The following is a 13,525-nucleotide window of genomic DNA, read 5'->3' as shown; positions in this document are numbered from 1 at the left end:
CGGCTGCCCCCAGAGACCGCAGGGACGATGAGCACGTACCGGGACTTCACACACCGAGGCTCCGCCCGAGCCACCGTCCTGCGGACCGTGGGCACCCGGGAACGGCGTTCGCACCTCACGGCCCCGCGGGTCCCCACCGTCGGCATCGACATCGGCGGTACGAAGGTGATGGCCGGAGTCGTCGACGCCGACGGCACCATCCTGGAGCAGGTGCGCACCGAGACCCCGGACAAGTCCAAGAGCCCCAAGGTCGTCGAGGACACCATCGTCGAGCTGGTCCTGGACCTCTCCGACCGGCACGATGTGCACGCCGTCGGCATCGGGGCGGCCGGCTGGGTCGACGCGGACCGCTCCAAGGTGCTCTTCGCCCCGCACCTGGCCTGGCGCGACGAACCCCTGCGCGACGCCCTCGCCTCCCGCCTCGTCGTCCCCGTCATGGTCGACAACGATGCCAACACCGCCGCCTGGGCTGAATGGCGCTTCGGAGCGGGCCGGGGCGAGGACCACCTCGTCATGATCACGCTCGGCACCGGCATCGGCGGCGCGATCCTGGAGGACGGACAGGTCAAGCGCGGCAAGTACGGCGTCGCAGGTGAATTCGGACACATGCAGGTGGTGCCCGGCGGGCACCGCTGCCCGTGCGGGAACCGCGGTTGCTGGGAGCAGTACAGCTCCGGCAACGCACTGGTCCGCGAGGCCAAGGAACTCGCCGCGGCAGACTCCCCGGTGGCGCACGGGATCATCGAGCGGGTCAAGGGGAACATCCCCGACATCACCGGACCCCTCATCACCGAACTCGCCCGCGAGGGCGACGCGATGTGCGTCGAGCTCCTCCAGGACATCGGGCAGTGGCTCGGCGTCGGCATCGCCAATCTGGCTGCCGCGCTCGACCCCTCCTGCTTCGTCATCGGAGGCGGTGTGAGCGCCGCCGACGACCTGCTGATCGGCCCCGCCCGGGACGCCTTCAAGCGCCACCTCACCGGCCGCGGCTACCGCCCCGAGGCCAGGATCGCCAGGGCACAGCTGGGCCCGGAGGCAGGTATGGTCGGCGCCGCGGACCTGGCCCGACTGGTGGCGCGCAGGTTCCGGCGTACCAACCGTCGCCGCGTCGAACGGTACGAGCGGTACGCGCAGATCTACGACCAGGCCACCAGCACCATCCGGAACACGCGCAACACCCGTACCTCCTAGGGGCTCAGAGACATGACCGCAGCCGAGCACGCAGTCCTGCCGCGCCAGTCCTCGCCGCCCGACGACCCGCCTCCGCAGGACCGGCGCCGGCTGATCCGCCGCCGTCTGATCACGGCCACGATCATCGTGCTGCTCATCGGCATTCCGGCCGGCTATCTGCTGGTCTCCGCGGGACAGAGCCGCCGCTCGGGGCAGAACAAGGCGACCGCGGCCGCCGCCCAGGGGCTCACGGAGGGCTGGCCGTCCCGGATGCAGCGCCGGGTCTACGAGCTGCCGATGCCCGGGAACTCCCTGGACGTGCAGTACTACGAGACCAACAACTGGAAGGCCAGCCGGCTCTACGTGCAGTTCCGCACCACCTCCGCCGGGCTCGACCGGTTCCTGAGCCGGTTGGGCAGCGGGCGCGCCGCCCTGGAGAGCGGGAAGATCAGCGTCGGCACCCGCGACCAGAAGATCGTCGGCTGGAGCTTCAGCCCCGGCGTCGAGTGGGCGGGCACCACACACACCAACAAGGCCCCGCGGCCGACCCAGAACATCACCGTGAACATGACCGACCCGATGAACCCTGTCGTGTACGTCGTGTCCGCGGCGACCCCCTGACCGGGAGCCGGCGGACCGCCGACCGATCCGGTGCGGGCGGGCGCCGCCGGTGACGCCGGTACGCGGTCTTCCGCCCCCATGCCGGGAAGGACCTGCCGGGAAGGGCCGTCGGCGGAATTCAATGCGACTGCTGTGCCGGGCCGTGCTCACTATGATGATGCCTCCCCCGGGCCCGGCTGCCGGGCCCACAGACCCCACCCCCGAGGGATAGCCGCATGTCTGGCATCACCCGTGAGGACGTCACCCACCCCGCACCGTCGTCGCGTCCGGAACCGACGAGCGAGGATTCGCACCAGTTCGCTGTGCAGGACATCACGCCGACCTCCCACCGCCGTGGGGAGATGTGACCTCCGTGAACGCGAACACGAAGAACGACACGTCCGACGTCACTCGCTGGACCGCGGCGGCGACCGCCGAGGCCATCGCCTCCGGCGAGGTCTCCGCGGCCGAGGTCACCCAGGCGCACCTCGACCGGATCGGAGCCGTCGACAAGTTGGTCAACGCCTACCTGCACGTCGACGACGTGGGCGCGCTGGAGGCGGCGCGGGCCGTCGACGCCGCCCGCGCACGCGGTGAGCGACTGGGCCCGCTGGCCGGCGTACCGATCGCGCTCAAGGACGTCTTCACCACCAGCGGCATGCCCACCACCTGTGGTTCGAAGATCCTGGAGGGCTGGATCCCGCCTTACGACTCCACCGTGACCCAGCGGCTCAGGGCGGCGGGCACGGTCATCCTCGGCAAGACCAACATGGACGAGTTCGCCATGGGGTCCTCCACCGAGAACAGCGCCTACGGCCCCACCGGCAACCCCTGGGACCTCTCCCGGATCCCCGGCGGTTCCGGTGGCGGCTCCGCGGCCGCCCTGGCCTCCTTCCAGGCTCCCCTCGCCATCGGCACCGACACCGGCGGTTCCATCCGGCTGCCCGCGGCCCTCACCGGCACGGTCGGCGTCAAGCCCACGTACGGGGGCGTGTCCCGCTACGGCCTGGTGGCGTACTCCTCCTCGCTCGACCAGGGCGGCCCGTGTGCCCGTACGGTCCTGGACACCGCCCTGCTGCACGAGGCCATCGCGGGGTACGACCCGCGCGACTCCACGTCGATCGACGCGCCGGTGCCGTCCGTGGTCGAGCAGGCGCGGCGCGGCGAGATCCGCGGCATGCGCATCGGCGTCGTCCGGGAACTCGGCGGCGACGGCTACCAGGCCGGTGTGATGAGCCGGTTCGGGGAGGCGGTGGAGCTGCTGCGGGAACTGGGCGCCGAGGTCGTCGAGGTGTCCTGCCGGTCCTTCGATCTCGCCCTGGCCGCGTACTACCTGATCGCCTCCAGCGAGGCATCCTCCAACCTGGCCCGGTTCGATGCCATCCGCTACGGCCTGCGGGCGGGTGACGACGGCACCCGCAGCGCGGAGGAGGTCACCGCCCTGACCCGCGCGGCCGGCTTCGGCCCCGAGGTCAAGCGCCGGATCATGCTCGGTACCTATGCCCTGAGCTCCGGCTACTACGACGCGTACTACGGCTCCGCCCAGAAGGCCCGCACCCTCATCTCCCGGGACTTCGACGCGGCGTTCGCACAGGTCGACGTGCTGGTGTCGCCGACCACCCCCACCACCGCCTTCCCGATCGGCCAGCGCGTCGACGACCCGCTGGCGATGTACCTGGCGGACCTGTGCACGATCCCGTCCAACCTGGCCGGCAATGCCGTGATGTCGCTGCCGTGCGGGCTCGCTCCGGAGGACGGCCTCCCGGTGGGACTCCAGATCATCGCCCCGCCCATGGCGGACGACCGCCTCTACCGGGTGGGCGGGGCCGTCGAGACGGCCCTCGACGAGCGGTGGGGACACCCGCTGCTGACGCAGGCACCGGAACTGGCCGGCTGAGCGGCTTCACCCCTGCCTCGGTCACCGGTATCGAGGCAGGGGGCGGTCTTCGATCAGGATCCGGATCACCGTGGTGCGCGATGTTTCGGTGAGTGAAAATGGCTCACCCGGCGGTGATGTCTGGAAAGTGCTCCCTCTCTTTCACGCATATCCCCCTACTGCGGGGGACCTTGCATGCGGCAGGAACAGCGTCAATTCACCATGAGTCGCGCAGCCAGGACAATGATCACACCGTTGCCGATCACCGCCGTACCCAGACGACCTTTTCTGCTGGTGAGAAATCGGCCGATGAGTGCGCCACCCACAGCGAGCAGGGCCTGCCAGCTGGCTGACGCGATGAATGCGGCAGTGACGAACATGAAACCGCCCATCGGGGGCCAGTTGTCATTGCGGAGAGCCAGCACCAGTGCAGAGAAATAGATGATGGTCAACGGGTTGAGAACAGTGAGCCCGAGAAACTGCACGTAGGTGTTCAAGGGGCGCTTCGCTTCGACCCGTTGGACGGAATCCGGGTCGAGCGAGCGGCGGATGGCGGTCGTCAACCCTTTCACGGCGAGAGCGACCAGCACGATCGCGGCGGCCCAGCGCATGGGGACCGCGACGGGCCGGAGGAGACCGGCCAGAGCTGCGCCTGTCAACGCCGCGATGAGCGCGTACAGTCCGTCCGCCGTTGCCGTTCCCATGGCGCCCGCGAGACCGGTACGCAAGGATTCCTGCGCGGAAAGCGTGACAATCATGATGGTGACTGCTCCGACGGGCATGGCGATGCCATATCCTGCGAGCGCGCCGGCGATCAGAATATCGTTCACTTTTCCCCCGTATGGCACGTGTTCAGAGCCGTCGATCAATGATTTCGGCCACATGAAACTGCCTGCCCAAGTGTCAGTCAAGTCCTTTCCCTGTCGGAGGATTTGGTCGAACGATCAGAACGCCTCGGGGGAGGGTCGGCATTTCCGCCACGGAATGGCGGGAATTGGGCGGCCTCATGCGTCTGTCGTGCGGACCGTGGAAGGAGCGCATGGAGATGGACCTGAGCGATCCGACTCTCCAACGTCTGCTCCTTGCCGGTCTGGTCGCTCGACACCGCCCTCTGGGCAGCCGAGGTCACTGCCGCCGCAGTACGCGTCGTCGGCGTGACAGAACCGGTGCTCCTGACCGTCTCCCGGAGCGGCGGTGACCGCGCGCAGAACGTGTGAGCGGGCCACAGGCCCTGCGCGGCCCTCCTGGACCCGGGCACCCGGACGCTCGGGAGTTCCGGCAGTGCCGGACGTGTCGTCGCGAGAGGAACAAGACCGCTGGGCCGCCCCGCCGAAACGGGATCGTGGGATGCGTGAGAGGGTCGGACGGGTGAGCCAGACACCACCGAACACCCTGCAGTACCGCTTCGACGGGCCCAAGGACGCCCCCACCCTGGTCATCGGCCCCGTGCTGGGCACCACCTGGCACATGTGGGACCGGCAGATACCGGAGCTCACCCAGCACTGGAGAGTCCTCCGCTACGACCTTCCCGGCCACGGCGGCGCCCCCGCCCGCCCCGCGACCACCGTCAGTGAACTCTCCGACCGGCTGCTCGCCACCCTCGACGGGCTCGGCGTACAGCGCTTCGGGTACGTGGGCTGTTCCCTCGGCGGCGCGATCGGCGCCGACCTCGCGCTGCGCCATCCGCACCGGGTCGCCTCGCTGGCCCTGGTCGCCGCCTCACCTCGGTTCGGCAGCGCCGACGAGTTCCGCCAGCGCGGCGTCGTCGTCCGCACCAACGGCCTGGAGCCGATGGCCCGCACCGCACCGGAGCGCTGGTTCACCCCCGGCTTCGCCGCCGCCCAGCCCGCCATCGTCGAATGGGCCGTGCAGATGGTCCGCACCACCGACCCCGGCTGCTACATCGCCGCCTGCGAAGCCCTCGCGACCTTCGACATCCGCGGCGAACTCGGTCGCATCACCGTCCCCACCCTCGTCCTGGTCGGTGCCGAGGACCAGGTCACCGGGGCCGGCGATGCCCGCACCCTGGTCGCGGGCATACCGGACGCCCGGCTCGCCCTCGTCCCCGACGCCTCGCACCTCGCGCCGGTCGAACAGCCCGCAGCGGTCACCGATCTCCTTCTCACCCACTTCTCCACGGCCTGGCAGGACACTCCCGCCACCTCACCCGCCGCGGACCCCTCCGCGCCGCAGCTCTCCGCGCCGGAGCTCTCCGCCCCGGTGCTCCCCGTCGCGGAGATCACCGCCGCCACACCCCGGCCGGGGGCCCGGGACGACGGGTACGCGGACCCGTACGAGCCCGGCATGAAGATGCGCCGCGAGGTGCTGGGCGACGCCCATGTCGACCGGACCATGGCCGCCTCCGACGACTTCACCGGAGACTTCCAGGAGCTGGTCACGCGCTATGCCTGGGGCGAGGTGTGGACCAGGGAGGGCCTGGACCGCCGCTCCCGCAGCTGCGTCACGCTCACCGCACTGGTCGCGTCCGGCCGCCTGGAGAGCCTGGCCGCGCATGTCCGAGCCGCCCTGCGCACCGGCCTCACACCGGTCGAGATCAAGGAGGTGCTCCTGCAGACCGCCGTCTACTGCGGCGTGCCGGCCGCGAGCGCCGCCTTCTCCATCGCGCAGACCGTGATTCAGGAAGAAACGACGCCCCGCACATAGCAGGATGGGCCCATGAATGCTGCGAACCCCGTGCACCTGACACTGACCAAGAAGACGCATTCCTGCATCCGCCTGGAGAAGGACGGACGGACACTCGTCATCGACCCGGGCGGCTTCTCGGAGCAGGACGCCGCCGTCGGGGCCGATGTGATGCTGGTGACGCACGAGCACGCCGACCACTTCGACGAGGGGCGGCTGCGCGCCGGGATGGAAGCCAACCCGGCCGCCGAGATCTGGACCCTGCGCAGCGTCGCCGACCAGCTCTCGGCGGCGTTCCCGGGCCGTGTCCACACCGTCGGCCACGGCGACACCTTCTCCGCCGCGGGCTTCGAGGTGCAGGTGCACGGGGAGCTGCACGCGGTGATCCACCCGGACATCCCGCGCATCACCAACATCGGCTTCCTGGTGGATGGTTCGCTCTTCCACCCGGGCGACGCCCTCACCGTCCCCGAGCAGCCCGTCGACACGCTGATGCTTCCGGTGATGGCCCCCTGGAACAAGATCTCCGAGGTCATCGACTACGTACGCGAGGTCGCACCGCGCCGTGCCATCGACATCCACGACGCGCTGCTCACCGATCTGGCCCGCCCCATCTACGACAAGCAGATCGGCACCCTCGGCCGCACCGACCACGGCAGGCTGACACCCGGGGACTCGACCGGGCTGTGATCGCGGCCGGTCCGGCGGCTGTCGTAGGGAGCGGCTAGGTTGGATGCCATGCGCATCGCCACCTGGAACGTCAATTCGATCACCGCCCGGCTCCCACGGCTGCTGGCCTGGCTGGAGAGCAGCGGCACGGATGTGCTGTGCATCCAGGAGACCAAGTGCACGGCCGAGCTGTTCCCCACGGACGCGCTCCGCGAGCTCGGTTACGAGTCCGCGGTCAACGCCACCGGCCGGTGGAACGGGGTCGCGCTGGTCTCCCGGGTGGGCCTGTCCGATGTCGCCCTGGGACTGCCCGACGGCCCCGACTACGAAGGCGTGCAGGAGCCCCGGGCGATCTCCGCGACCTGCGGTCCGGTCCGTGTCTGGTCGGTGTACGTCCCCAACGGCCGCGAGATCGATCACCCGCACTACGCCTACAAGCTGCGCTGGTTCGAGGCCCTGCAGAAGGCTGTCGCCGCGGACGCCGCGGGCCCCCAGCCCTTTGCGGTCCTGGGCGACTTCAACGTGGCCCCGACCGACGAGGACGTCTGGGACCCGGCGCTGTTCGAGGGCGCGACCCACGTCACCCCCGCCGAGCGTGCGGCCCTGGCCGCGCTGCGCGAGGAGGGCCTCGCCGACGTCATGCCGCGCCCGCTCAAGTACGACCGTCCGTACACCTTCTGGGACTACCGGGAGCTGCGCTTCCCGAAGAACAAGGGCATGCGGATCGACCTCGTCTACGGCAACGTGCCCTTCACCACGGCGGTCCAGGACAGCTATGTGGACCGTGAGGAGCGCAAGGGCAAGGGCGCGTCCGACCATGCGCCGGTGGTCGTGGACCTCGACCTCTGAGGCCCGTCCCGTGGTCCGGGGGCTGCGTCGTGCCGGGCGTGGTGCGGACGGCTGCTGGCTGTGACCGGGACAGCCCCGCCCTTCCGGGGCGGGGCTTCGGATGGAGCTTCGTCCACGTCCCGTCAGACCGTGGCAACTCCGTCCTGGGGCCGGTCGGCGGTTCGCTGCGACCGCCACGACGCCGCGGCGGCCCCCAGAGCCAGGACCATCAGCGAGGCACTCACCCACAGCGGTGACCGGAAGCCGAACCCCGCCCCGATCGCGATGCCGCCGAACCACGGCCCGAGCGCACCGCCCACGTTGAACGCGGAGGTGGCGAACGACCCGGAGAGCGTCGGTGCGTCGGCCGCCAGGCGGAACACCCAGGAGATCAGCGCCGTCCCGGTGCCGAACGCGAGCAGGCCCTGGACGAAGACGAGTACGACCGTGGCCAGGGGGTTCGCGGCGGTCAGCGCGAACCCGGTCCAGCCGGCGGCGAGCAGGACCAGACCGGCCGCAGTGAGAGTCACCGGCCGGGTGTCGACGAACCGGCCGGTGACGGTGACCCCGACGAACGAGCCCAGACCGAACAGCGCGAGGAGAACGGGCACCCAGGCGGCCCCGAGACCGGTGATCCGTGTGGCCAGCGGTTCGACGTACGAGAACGCGCAGAACGTCGCTCCCTGCACGAGGGCGCTGGTCAGCAGGGTCAGGAGCAGCTGCGGACGGGTCAGGGCCCTCAGCTCGTCGCGCGCGGGCGCCGGGGCGGACGGTGAACGTGTCCCCGGAATCGTCCGGGCGATCACGAGGACGGCGGGCACGGAGACCAGGGCAACGGCCCAGAAGGCCGCCCGCCACCCCCAGTGCCCGCCCAGTGCCGCACCGGCCGGCACTCCGGCCACACAGGCCAGGGTGACACCCCCGACCACCACGGATGTGGCGCGGGCCCGTGCCTCGGGGGCGACCAGGGCCACCGCGGTGACCAGGGCCACGGCCCAGAAACCGGCGTTCGCCAGCGCACCGACGACGCGCGTCGCGAGCAGCACACCGTAGCTGGAGGTGAGCGCGCCGACGACATGGACGGCGCTGAAGACACAGAGGAAGAACAACAGGGCGCGGCGGCGCGGCCAGTTCCGGCTGAAGAGCGCCATCAAGGGCGCCCCCACGACCATCCCGACGGCGAAGCCCGAGGTCAGCAGAGCTGCGGACGGAATGGATACGTGGAGGTCGGCGGCGATGTCCGAGACCAGGCCGGACAGCATGAACTCGGATGTGCCCTGGGCGAAGACGGCAAGCCCGAGCGCGTAGACGGCAAACGGCATGAAGGTACCCCATGGACGGCTGATGGATGGACCGGGCAGGGGGTGCGGGCCGCACCCGCCCGTCATGACGGGCGGCGACACGGCAGAACGTCCAGGGACGTCAGGGACGTCAGGGACGGGATCCGACGGCGCTACAGGTGCCCGCGGCGGAGAATCCGCGCACGAGCGAGCAGGCGAAGCGCAGCCCACACCGGTGCGGCCCTGCGGCGGCGGCCCGGCGGCAGCGAGGGCACGGCCGGGATACGGCTGTGCGGGATCGGCTCAACAGCGGGTCGGCCACCGGCGGACCGGTGGCCGGGGTCTGTCGGACTCGGGGCTGGACATGTCCGCGAAGCTACCAGCCGGGACCTCTCGTCCTCCACCACTTTCCGTGCCGAGGATGCCGAGGGGCTCGACGAGCGTCCGGCCGGCGCCGTACCGGGCGGCGGGTGGACGCGCGGCCCCGATGTTCACGTCCGGTTCAGTGCTCGAACGAAGACCGCGCGCCCTGTGGTGTGCGACAGGTCAGGGATGCGACCCTGAGTGGCATGAACATCCCTTTCTTGGACAACTGGCGTAAGCGTCACGACGGCATGCGAGGGGCGGGGCTCGCCGCCGCCGTGGCAGCCGATCCCGATGGCGTGGCCGAGCTCCTCGCCGAGTGCGAGCTGCTGCGTGTCCGGGCAGGGCAGCGGGGGCTCGAACTCGATGACACCCCGGCGTCGTTGGTGGCACTCGATCAGTTGCCGCCGCGCTGGCGCGACGACCCCGAGGAACTGCCCTGGCTCGGCAACGACGCGGGCCTGTATCTGGGCACGGTGCTGGTGCGCAACGTCCCCGGAGCGGTCTGGAGCATCTGGCCGAGCGGGCAGCCCGTGGTCCGGCTCGCGTCGGGGCGGGAGATCGATGTCGTCGCGGCCGGGCTGGACTGGGCGATGGCGGGCAGTCCCGAGCTGGCGCAGGTCTACGCGGAGTCGGCCGAAGGGTAGAGCTGTCGCCCGCCGGGATTATAGGTCTTATGCCCCATTGATGCGTGTCGGGCGCAGGGTCCATTTTTGTCTGGATAGTTTGCGCTGACCTCGACATAGCGACAAGTGGGTGGGGCAGCGCATGGCCGTCGATCCGTTGATCGAGCTGCGGGACGTCAACAAGTTCTACGGGAAGTTGCACGTACTGCGGGACATCAATCTCACCGTCGGCCGCGGGGAGGTGGTGGTGGTCATCGGCCCCTCCGGCTCCGGGAAATCGACGCTCTGCCGGACCATGAACCGGCTGGAGACGATCGAGTCGGGTCATATCGTGATCGACGGCAGACCTCTTCCCGAGGAGGGGAAAGGCCTGGCCCAACTCCGCGCCGAAGTGGGCATGGTCTTCCAGTCGTTCAACCTCTTCGCCCACAAGACCGTGCTGGCCAATGTCTCGCTCGCCCAACTCAAGGTACGCAAGCGGAAGAAGGACGAGGCGGACCGGCGCTCCCGCGAACTGCTGGAACGGGTCGGACTCGCCGCGCACGCCGACAAGCTCCCCGCCCAGCTCTCCGGAGGCCAGCAGCAGCGGGTGGCCATCGCGCGGGCCCTGGCCATGGACCCCAAGGCGTTGCTCTTCGACGAGCCCACCTCGGCACTCGACCCGGAGATGATCAACGAGGTGCTGGAGGTCATGCGGCAACTCGCCCGGGACGGCATGACCATGGTCGTCGTCACCCACGAGATGGGCTTCGCCCGCTCCGCCGCCAACCGTGTGGTCTTCATGGCCGACGGCCGCGTCGTCGAGGACCGCACTCCCGAGGCGTTCTTCACCGCTCCCGAGAGCGAACGCGCCAAGGACTTCCTGTCCAAGATCCTCAAGCACTGACGGGGGCTCCGTGTTGCGTACGAGAAAGCTCCTGGCCATCTGTTCCGTGCTCCTGCTGGCCGTGCTCGCCGCCGCCTGCGGAAGGGAGGGCAGCCCGCCGACGAAGGGGCCGAAGCCCGAGCAACTGCCGGTGTACAAGGTCCAGACGGGATTCCGGCTGCCCGCATCACCGACCTGGACGCAGGCGAAGAAGCGCGGCTACCTACGGGTCGGGGCCAAGGAGGACCAGCCCTACCTCGGCGAGAAGGACCCCGCCACCGGCCTCTACTCCGGCTTCGACATCGAGATCGCCAGGATGATGGCGGCCTCGCTCGGATTCGAACCGAAGACGATCCGCTTCAGGACGATCGCCTCCGCCAACCGGGAGACGGCGCTGCAGAACGGTCAGATCGACTACTACGTCGGCACCTACACCATCAACGACCTGCGCAAGAAACTGGTGGGCTTCGCCGGGCCCTACTTCATGGCCGGGCAGTCGATCCTGGTACGCACCGACGAGCACGACATCAACGGCCCGCAGGACCTGGCCGGCCGAACCGTCTGCTCGGTGGCGGGATCGACCCCCTACCAGCGCATCGCCGCCGACTACCCCAAAGCGATCCTGGTCTCCTACGACACGTACTCGATCTGCGTCGACAACCTGCTGACCTACCAGGTCGACGCGGTCACCACCGATGACGCGATCCTGCTGGGCTTCGCGGCCAAGGCGCCCAAGGAGCTGAAGGTGGTGGGCAAGCCCTTCTCCGAGGAGCCCTACGGCATCGGCGTCCGGCGCAGTGACAACGCGTTGCGGTTCGCCCTCGACGACGCCCTGGAGGCGAACCAGAAGAACGGCAACTGGAAGAAGGCGTTCGAGGCCACCCTCGGCCTGTCGGGCGCACCCGCACCGACCCCACCGCCCATCGACCGCTACCCGGCGACCTGAGAGGGCGGGCACCGACCATGAACGTACTGACAGAGAACTTCTCGCTCTACGGCAAGGGCTTCCTCGGCACGGTCGAACTGACCGTCTTCGCCTCGATCCTGGCCCTGATCCTCGGCTTCGTCATGGCCGCCTGCCGGGTCGCGCCCGTCGGCTCGCTCCGGGTGCTCGGCACGGTCTGGGTGACGGTGCTGCGCAACACCCCGCTGACGCTGCTCTTCTTCGCCGTGCTGCTCGGACTGCCGCGCTTCGGTCTGGTGCTCCCCTTCCAGCTCTTCGCGATCCTCGCGCTCGGCTGCTACACCTCCGCGTTCATCTGCGAGGTGCTCCGCTCCGGCATCAACACCGTGCCGACGGGACAGGGCGAGGCGGCCCGCAGCCTCGGTATGACGTTCGGCCAGACACTGAACAGCATCGTGCTCCCTCAGGCGTTCCGTACGGTGATCCCGCCGATCGGCTCGACCCTGATCGCTCTCGCCAAGAACTCGGCGATCGCCGGGGCGTTCAGTGTGACCGAGCTGCTCGGCACCTACAGAACCCTCAGCGAACGGGGCTACAACATCATCTGGACCTTTGTCTGGATCGCCGTCGGCTACCTGATCATCACCCTGTCCATCAGTGCGCTCTTCCATGCGATGGAGAAGCGCTGGGGAGTCGCCCGATGACCACCCGTACCGCGCCGGTCGCCAGCGCGCTCTACGACCTTCCCGGACCGGTCGCCCGCAGGCGCCACCGCTGGTACGGGGTCGTCGCGACGGCACTGATCCTGGCCCTGGTCGCCTGGGTCATCTATCTGCTGTTCGACACCGGCCAGTTCACCAGCGTCAAATGGAGCCCCTTCCTGTACAAGGGGATTCAGGAGCTGCTGTTGCGTGGACTGGGCAACACGCTCAAGGCGTTCGGATTCGCGGCGGTGCTCTCCCTCGTCCTGGGGGCGGTGCTCGCCGCCGGCCGGCTCTCCGAGCACCGGGTGGTGCGCTGGGTCTCGACGGTTCTCGTCGAGTTCTTCCGGGCCATGCCCGTGCTGGTGATGATCTTCTTCATCTTCGTGGCGTTGAAAGTGCATCCGCTGCCCGCACTGGTCGCCGGTCTGACCCTGTACAACGGCTCGGTGCTCGCCGAGGTGTTCCGCACCGGAATCAACTCGGTGGACCGCGGCCAGCGCGAGGCCGCGTACGCCCTGGGTATGCGCAAGACGCAGGTGACCACGTACGTGCTGGCCCCGCAGGCGGTGCGCGCCATGCTGCCCACGATCATCAGCCAGCTCGTGGTGGCGCTGAAGGACACCTCGCTCGGCTATCTGATCACCTATGAGGAGTTCCTCCACGCGGGCAAGCTCATCGCGTCCAACCTCGACTACGACCTGCCCTTCATCCCCGTGGTGATGGTGATCTCGCCGATCTACATCGGGATGTGCATGCTGCTCTCCTGGTTCGCGACCTGGGTGGCCAAACGGGAGCGGCGCAACCCCAAGACGAAGGCCGTGGAAGTCGCCCCGGCCGAACCGGGGACCCTGCTCCCGGGAGCGCCATAGCCCGGGTCCGCCGCGAGCGCGACGCAGTCGTCCTCCCGCCCGCTCGATGTGCGGAGGGGAGGACAGCTGCCTGGACGGGCCCTGCGGGGAGGAGGAGCCGTCAGACGTCCGCGGAGCTGCCGCGGACG

The 13,525-nt window shown here is 69.5% G+C and carries 15 protein-coding genes; 13 read left to right on the top strand and 2 right to left on the bottom strand.

What is annotated here, in order from left to right; translation table 11 throughout:
- The first annotated feature begins 27 nt into the window (after nucleotides 1–27).
- From AB0L71_RS27835 to gatA, 4 genes are all read left to right on the top strand, one after another.
- Nucleotides 28–1,191: an ROK family glucokinase gene (locus AB0L71_RS27835; protein WP_365247973.1), complete on the top strand. Its 1,164-nt coding sequence runs from the start codon at nucleotides 28–30 to the stop codon at nucleotides 1,189–1,191.
- 12 nt (nucleotides 1,192–1,203) lie between these two features.
- Nucleotides 1,204–1,791, top strand: a complete 588-nt coding sequence (locus AB0L71_RS27830; RefSeq protein ID WP_365247971.1) for a hypothetical protein — start codon at nucleotides 1,204–1,206, stop codon at nucleotides 1,789–1,791.
- A 215-nt stretch (nucleotides 1,792–2,006) separates the two neighbouring features.
- Complete coding sequence (locus AB0L71_RS27825) at nucleotides 2,007–2,138, top strand: hypothetical protein (RefSeq protein ID WP_365247969.1); 132 nt, start codon at nucleotides 2,007–2,009, stop codon at nucleotides 2,136–2,138.
- 5 nt (nucleotides 2,139–2,143) lie between these two features.
- Complete coding sequence (gatA, locus tag AB0L71_RS27820; RefSeq protein WP_365247967.1) at nucleotides 2,144–3,667, top strand: Asp-tRNA(Asn)/Glu-tRNA(Gln) amidotransferase subunit GatA; 1,524 nt, start codon at nucleotides 2,144–2,146, stop codon at nucleotides 3,665–3,667.
- A 191-nt stretch (nucleotides 3,668–3,858) separates the two neighbouring features.
- On the opposite strand, the gene AB0L71_RS27815 is transcribed toward gatA, so the two are convergent.
- Nucleotides 3,859–4,557 carry a LysE family transporter gene (locus AB0L71_RS27815; RefSeq protein ID WP_365247965.1) on the bottom strand — a complete coding sequence of 233 codons (699 nt, stop codon included), beginning with the start codon at nucleotides 4,555–4,557 and terminating at the stop codon, nucleotides 3,859–3,861.
- A gap of 171 nt (nucleotides 4,558–4,728) precedes the next feature.
- On the opposite strand from AB0L71_RS27815, the gene AB0L71_RS27810 reads away from it, so the two are divergent.
- The 4 genes from AB0L71_RS27810 to AB0L71_RS27795 all read left to right on the top strand — a co-directional run bounded on the left by AB0L71_RS27810 (nucleotide 4,729) and on the right by AB0L71_RS27795 (nucleotide 7,807).
- On the top strand, nucleotides 4,729–4,863 hold the full coding sequence (locus AB0L71_RS27810; protein WP_365247963.1) for a hypothetical protein: 135 nt from the start codon (nucleotides 4,729–4,731) through the stop codon (nucleotides 4,861–4,863).
- Nucleotides 4,864–5,014: 151 nt separating this feature from the next.
- Complete coding sequence (gene pcaC, locus AB0L71_RS27805; protein ID WP_365247961.1) at nucleotides 5,015–6,310, top strand: 4-carboxymuconolactone decarboxylase; 1,296 nt, start codon at nucleotides 5,015–5,017, stop codon at nucleotides 6,308–6,310.
- Nucleotides 6,311–6,322: 12 nt separating this feature from the next.
- On the top strand, nucleotides 6,323–6,979 hold the full coding sequence (locus tag AB0L71_RS27800) for an MBL fold metallo-hydrolase (RefSeq protein ID WP_365247959.1): 657 nt from the start codon (nucleotides 6,323–6,325) through the stop codon (nucleotides 6,977–6,979).
- A gap of 48 nt (nucleotides 6,980–7,027) precedes the next feature.
- Nucleotides 7,028–7,807, top strand: coding sequence for an exodeoxyribonuclease III (locus tag AB0L71_RS27795; protein ID WP_365247957.1), 780 nt, complete (start codon nucleotides 7,028–7,030; stop codon nucleotides 7,805–7,807).
- A gap of 122 nt (nucleotides 7,808–7,929) precedes the next feature.
- Here the strand turns inward: AB0L71_RS27795 and AB0L71_RS27790 are convergent, their stop codons facing one another.
- A complete protein-coding gene (locus tag AB0L71_RS27790; protein ID WP_365247955.1) occupies nucleotides 7,930–9,108 on the bottom strand; it encodes a Cmx/CmrA family chloramphenicol efflux MFS transporter in 1,179 nt (392 codons plus the stop codon).
- Nucleotides 9,109–9,635: 527 nt separating this feature from the next.
- Between AB0L71_RS27790 and AB0L71_RS27785 the strand changes: the two genes are divergently transcribed.
- The 5 genes from AB0L71_RS27785 to AB0L71_RS27765 all read left to right on the top strand — a co-directional run bounded on the left by AB0L71_RS27785 (nucleotide 9,636) and on the right by AB0L71_RS27765 (nucleotide 13,397).
- The gene (locus AB0L71_RS27785) at nucleotides 9,636–10,076 is read left to right on the top strand and encodes a DUF6278 family protein (protein WP_365247953.1); all 441 of its coding nucleotides are present in this window, start codon (nucleotides 9,636–9,638) and stop codon (nucleotides 10,074–10,076) included.
- 121 nt (nucleotides 10,077–10,197) lie between these two features.
- Nucleotides 10,198–10,941 (top strand): amino acid ABC transporter ATP-binding protein, encoded by a 744-nt coding sequence (locus AB0L71_RS27780; protein ID WP_365248019.1) that lies wholly within the window; start codon nucleotides 10,198–10,200, stop codon nucleotides 10,939–10,941.
- A 13-nt stretch (nucleotides 10,942–10,954) separates the two neighbouring features.
- The gene (locus AB0L71_RS27775; protein WP_365248018.1) at nucleotides 10,955–11,866 is read left to right on the top strand and encodes a glutamate ABC transporter substrate-binding protein; all 912 of its coding nucleotides are present in this window, start codon (nucleotides 10,955–10,957) and stop codon (nucleotides 11,864–11,866) included.
- Between the two features lie 17 nt (nucleotides 11,867–11,883).
- Nucleotides 11,884–12,528: an amino acid ABC transporter permease gene (locus tag AB0L71_RS27770; RefSeq protein WP_365247951.1), complete on the top strand. Its 645-nt coding sequence runs from the start codon at nucleotides 11,884–11,886 to the stop codon at nucleotides 12,526–12,528.
- Nucleotides 12,525–13,397, top strand: coding sequence for an amino acid ABC transporter permease (locus tag AB0L71_RS27765; RefSeq protein ID WP_365247949.1), 873 nt, complete (start codon nucleotides 12,525–12,527; stop codon nucleotides 13,395–13,397). Before AB0L71_RS27770 ends, AB0L71_RS27765 begins: the two co-directional genes overlap by 4 nt.
- Nucleotides 13,398–13,525 lie beyond the last annotated feature (128 nt).

It is taken from the genome of Streptomyces sp. NPDC052052 (genome assembly GCF_040680455.1).
GTDB lineage: Bacteria > Actinomycetota > Actinomycetes > Streptomycetales > Streptomycetaceae > Streptomyces.
The sequence above is the reverse complement of the archived record's forward strand: the minus strand, read 5'-3'. Positions and strand labels throughout refer to the sequence as shown.

Bases quoted from the DNA above. Each gene is read 5' to 3' on its own strand.
- AB0L71_RS27800 (WP_365247959.1), top strand. From the start codon at position 6,323: ATGAATGCTGCGAACCCCGTGCACCTGACACTGACCAAGAAGACGCAT.
- AB0L71_RS27835 (WP_365247973.1), top strand. From the start codon at position 28: ATGAGCACGTACCGGGACTTCACACACCGAGGCTCCGCCCGAGCCACC.
- AB0L71_RS27785 (WP_365247953.1), top strand. From the start codon at position 9,636: ATGAACATCCCTTTCTTGGACAACTGGCGTAAGCGTCACGACGGCATG.
- AB0L71_RS27830 (WP_365247971.1), top strand. From the start codon at position 1,204: ATGACCGCAGCCGAGCACGCAGTCCTGCCGCGCCAGTCCTCGCCGCCC.
- AB0L71_RS27790 (WP_365247955.1), bottom strand. From the start codon at position 9,108: ATGCCGTTTGCCGTCTACGCGCTCGGGCTTGCCGTCTTCGCCCAGGGC.
- AB0L71_RS27780 (WP_365248019.1), top strand. From the start codon at position 10,198: ATGGCCGTCGATCCGTTGATCGAGCTGCGGGACGTCAACAAGTTCTAC.
- AB0L71_RS27765 (WP_365247949.1), top strand. From the start codon at position 12,525: ATGACCACCCGTACCGCGCCGGTCGCCAGCGCGCTCTACGACCTTCCC.
- AB0L71_RS27770 (WP_365247951.1), top strand. From the start codon at position 11,884: ATGAACGTACTGACAGAGAACTTCTCGCTCTACGGCAAGGGCTTCCTC.
- AB0L71_RS27795 (WP_365247957.1), top strand. From the start codon at position 7,028: ATGCGCATCGCCACCTGGAACGTCAATTCGATCACCGCCCGGCTCCCA.
- AB0L71_RS27825 (WP_365247969.1), top strand. From the start codon at position 2,007: ATGTCTGGCATCACCCGTGAGGACGTCACCCACCCCGCACCGTCGTCG.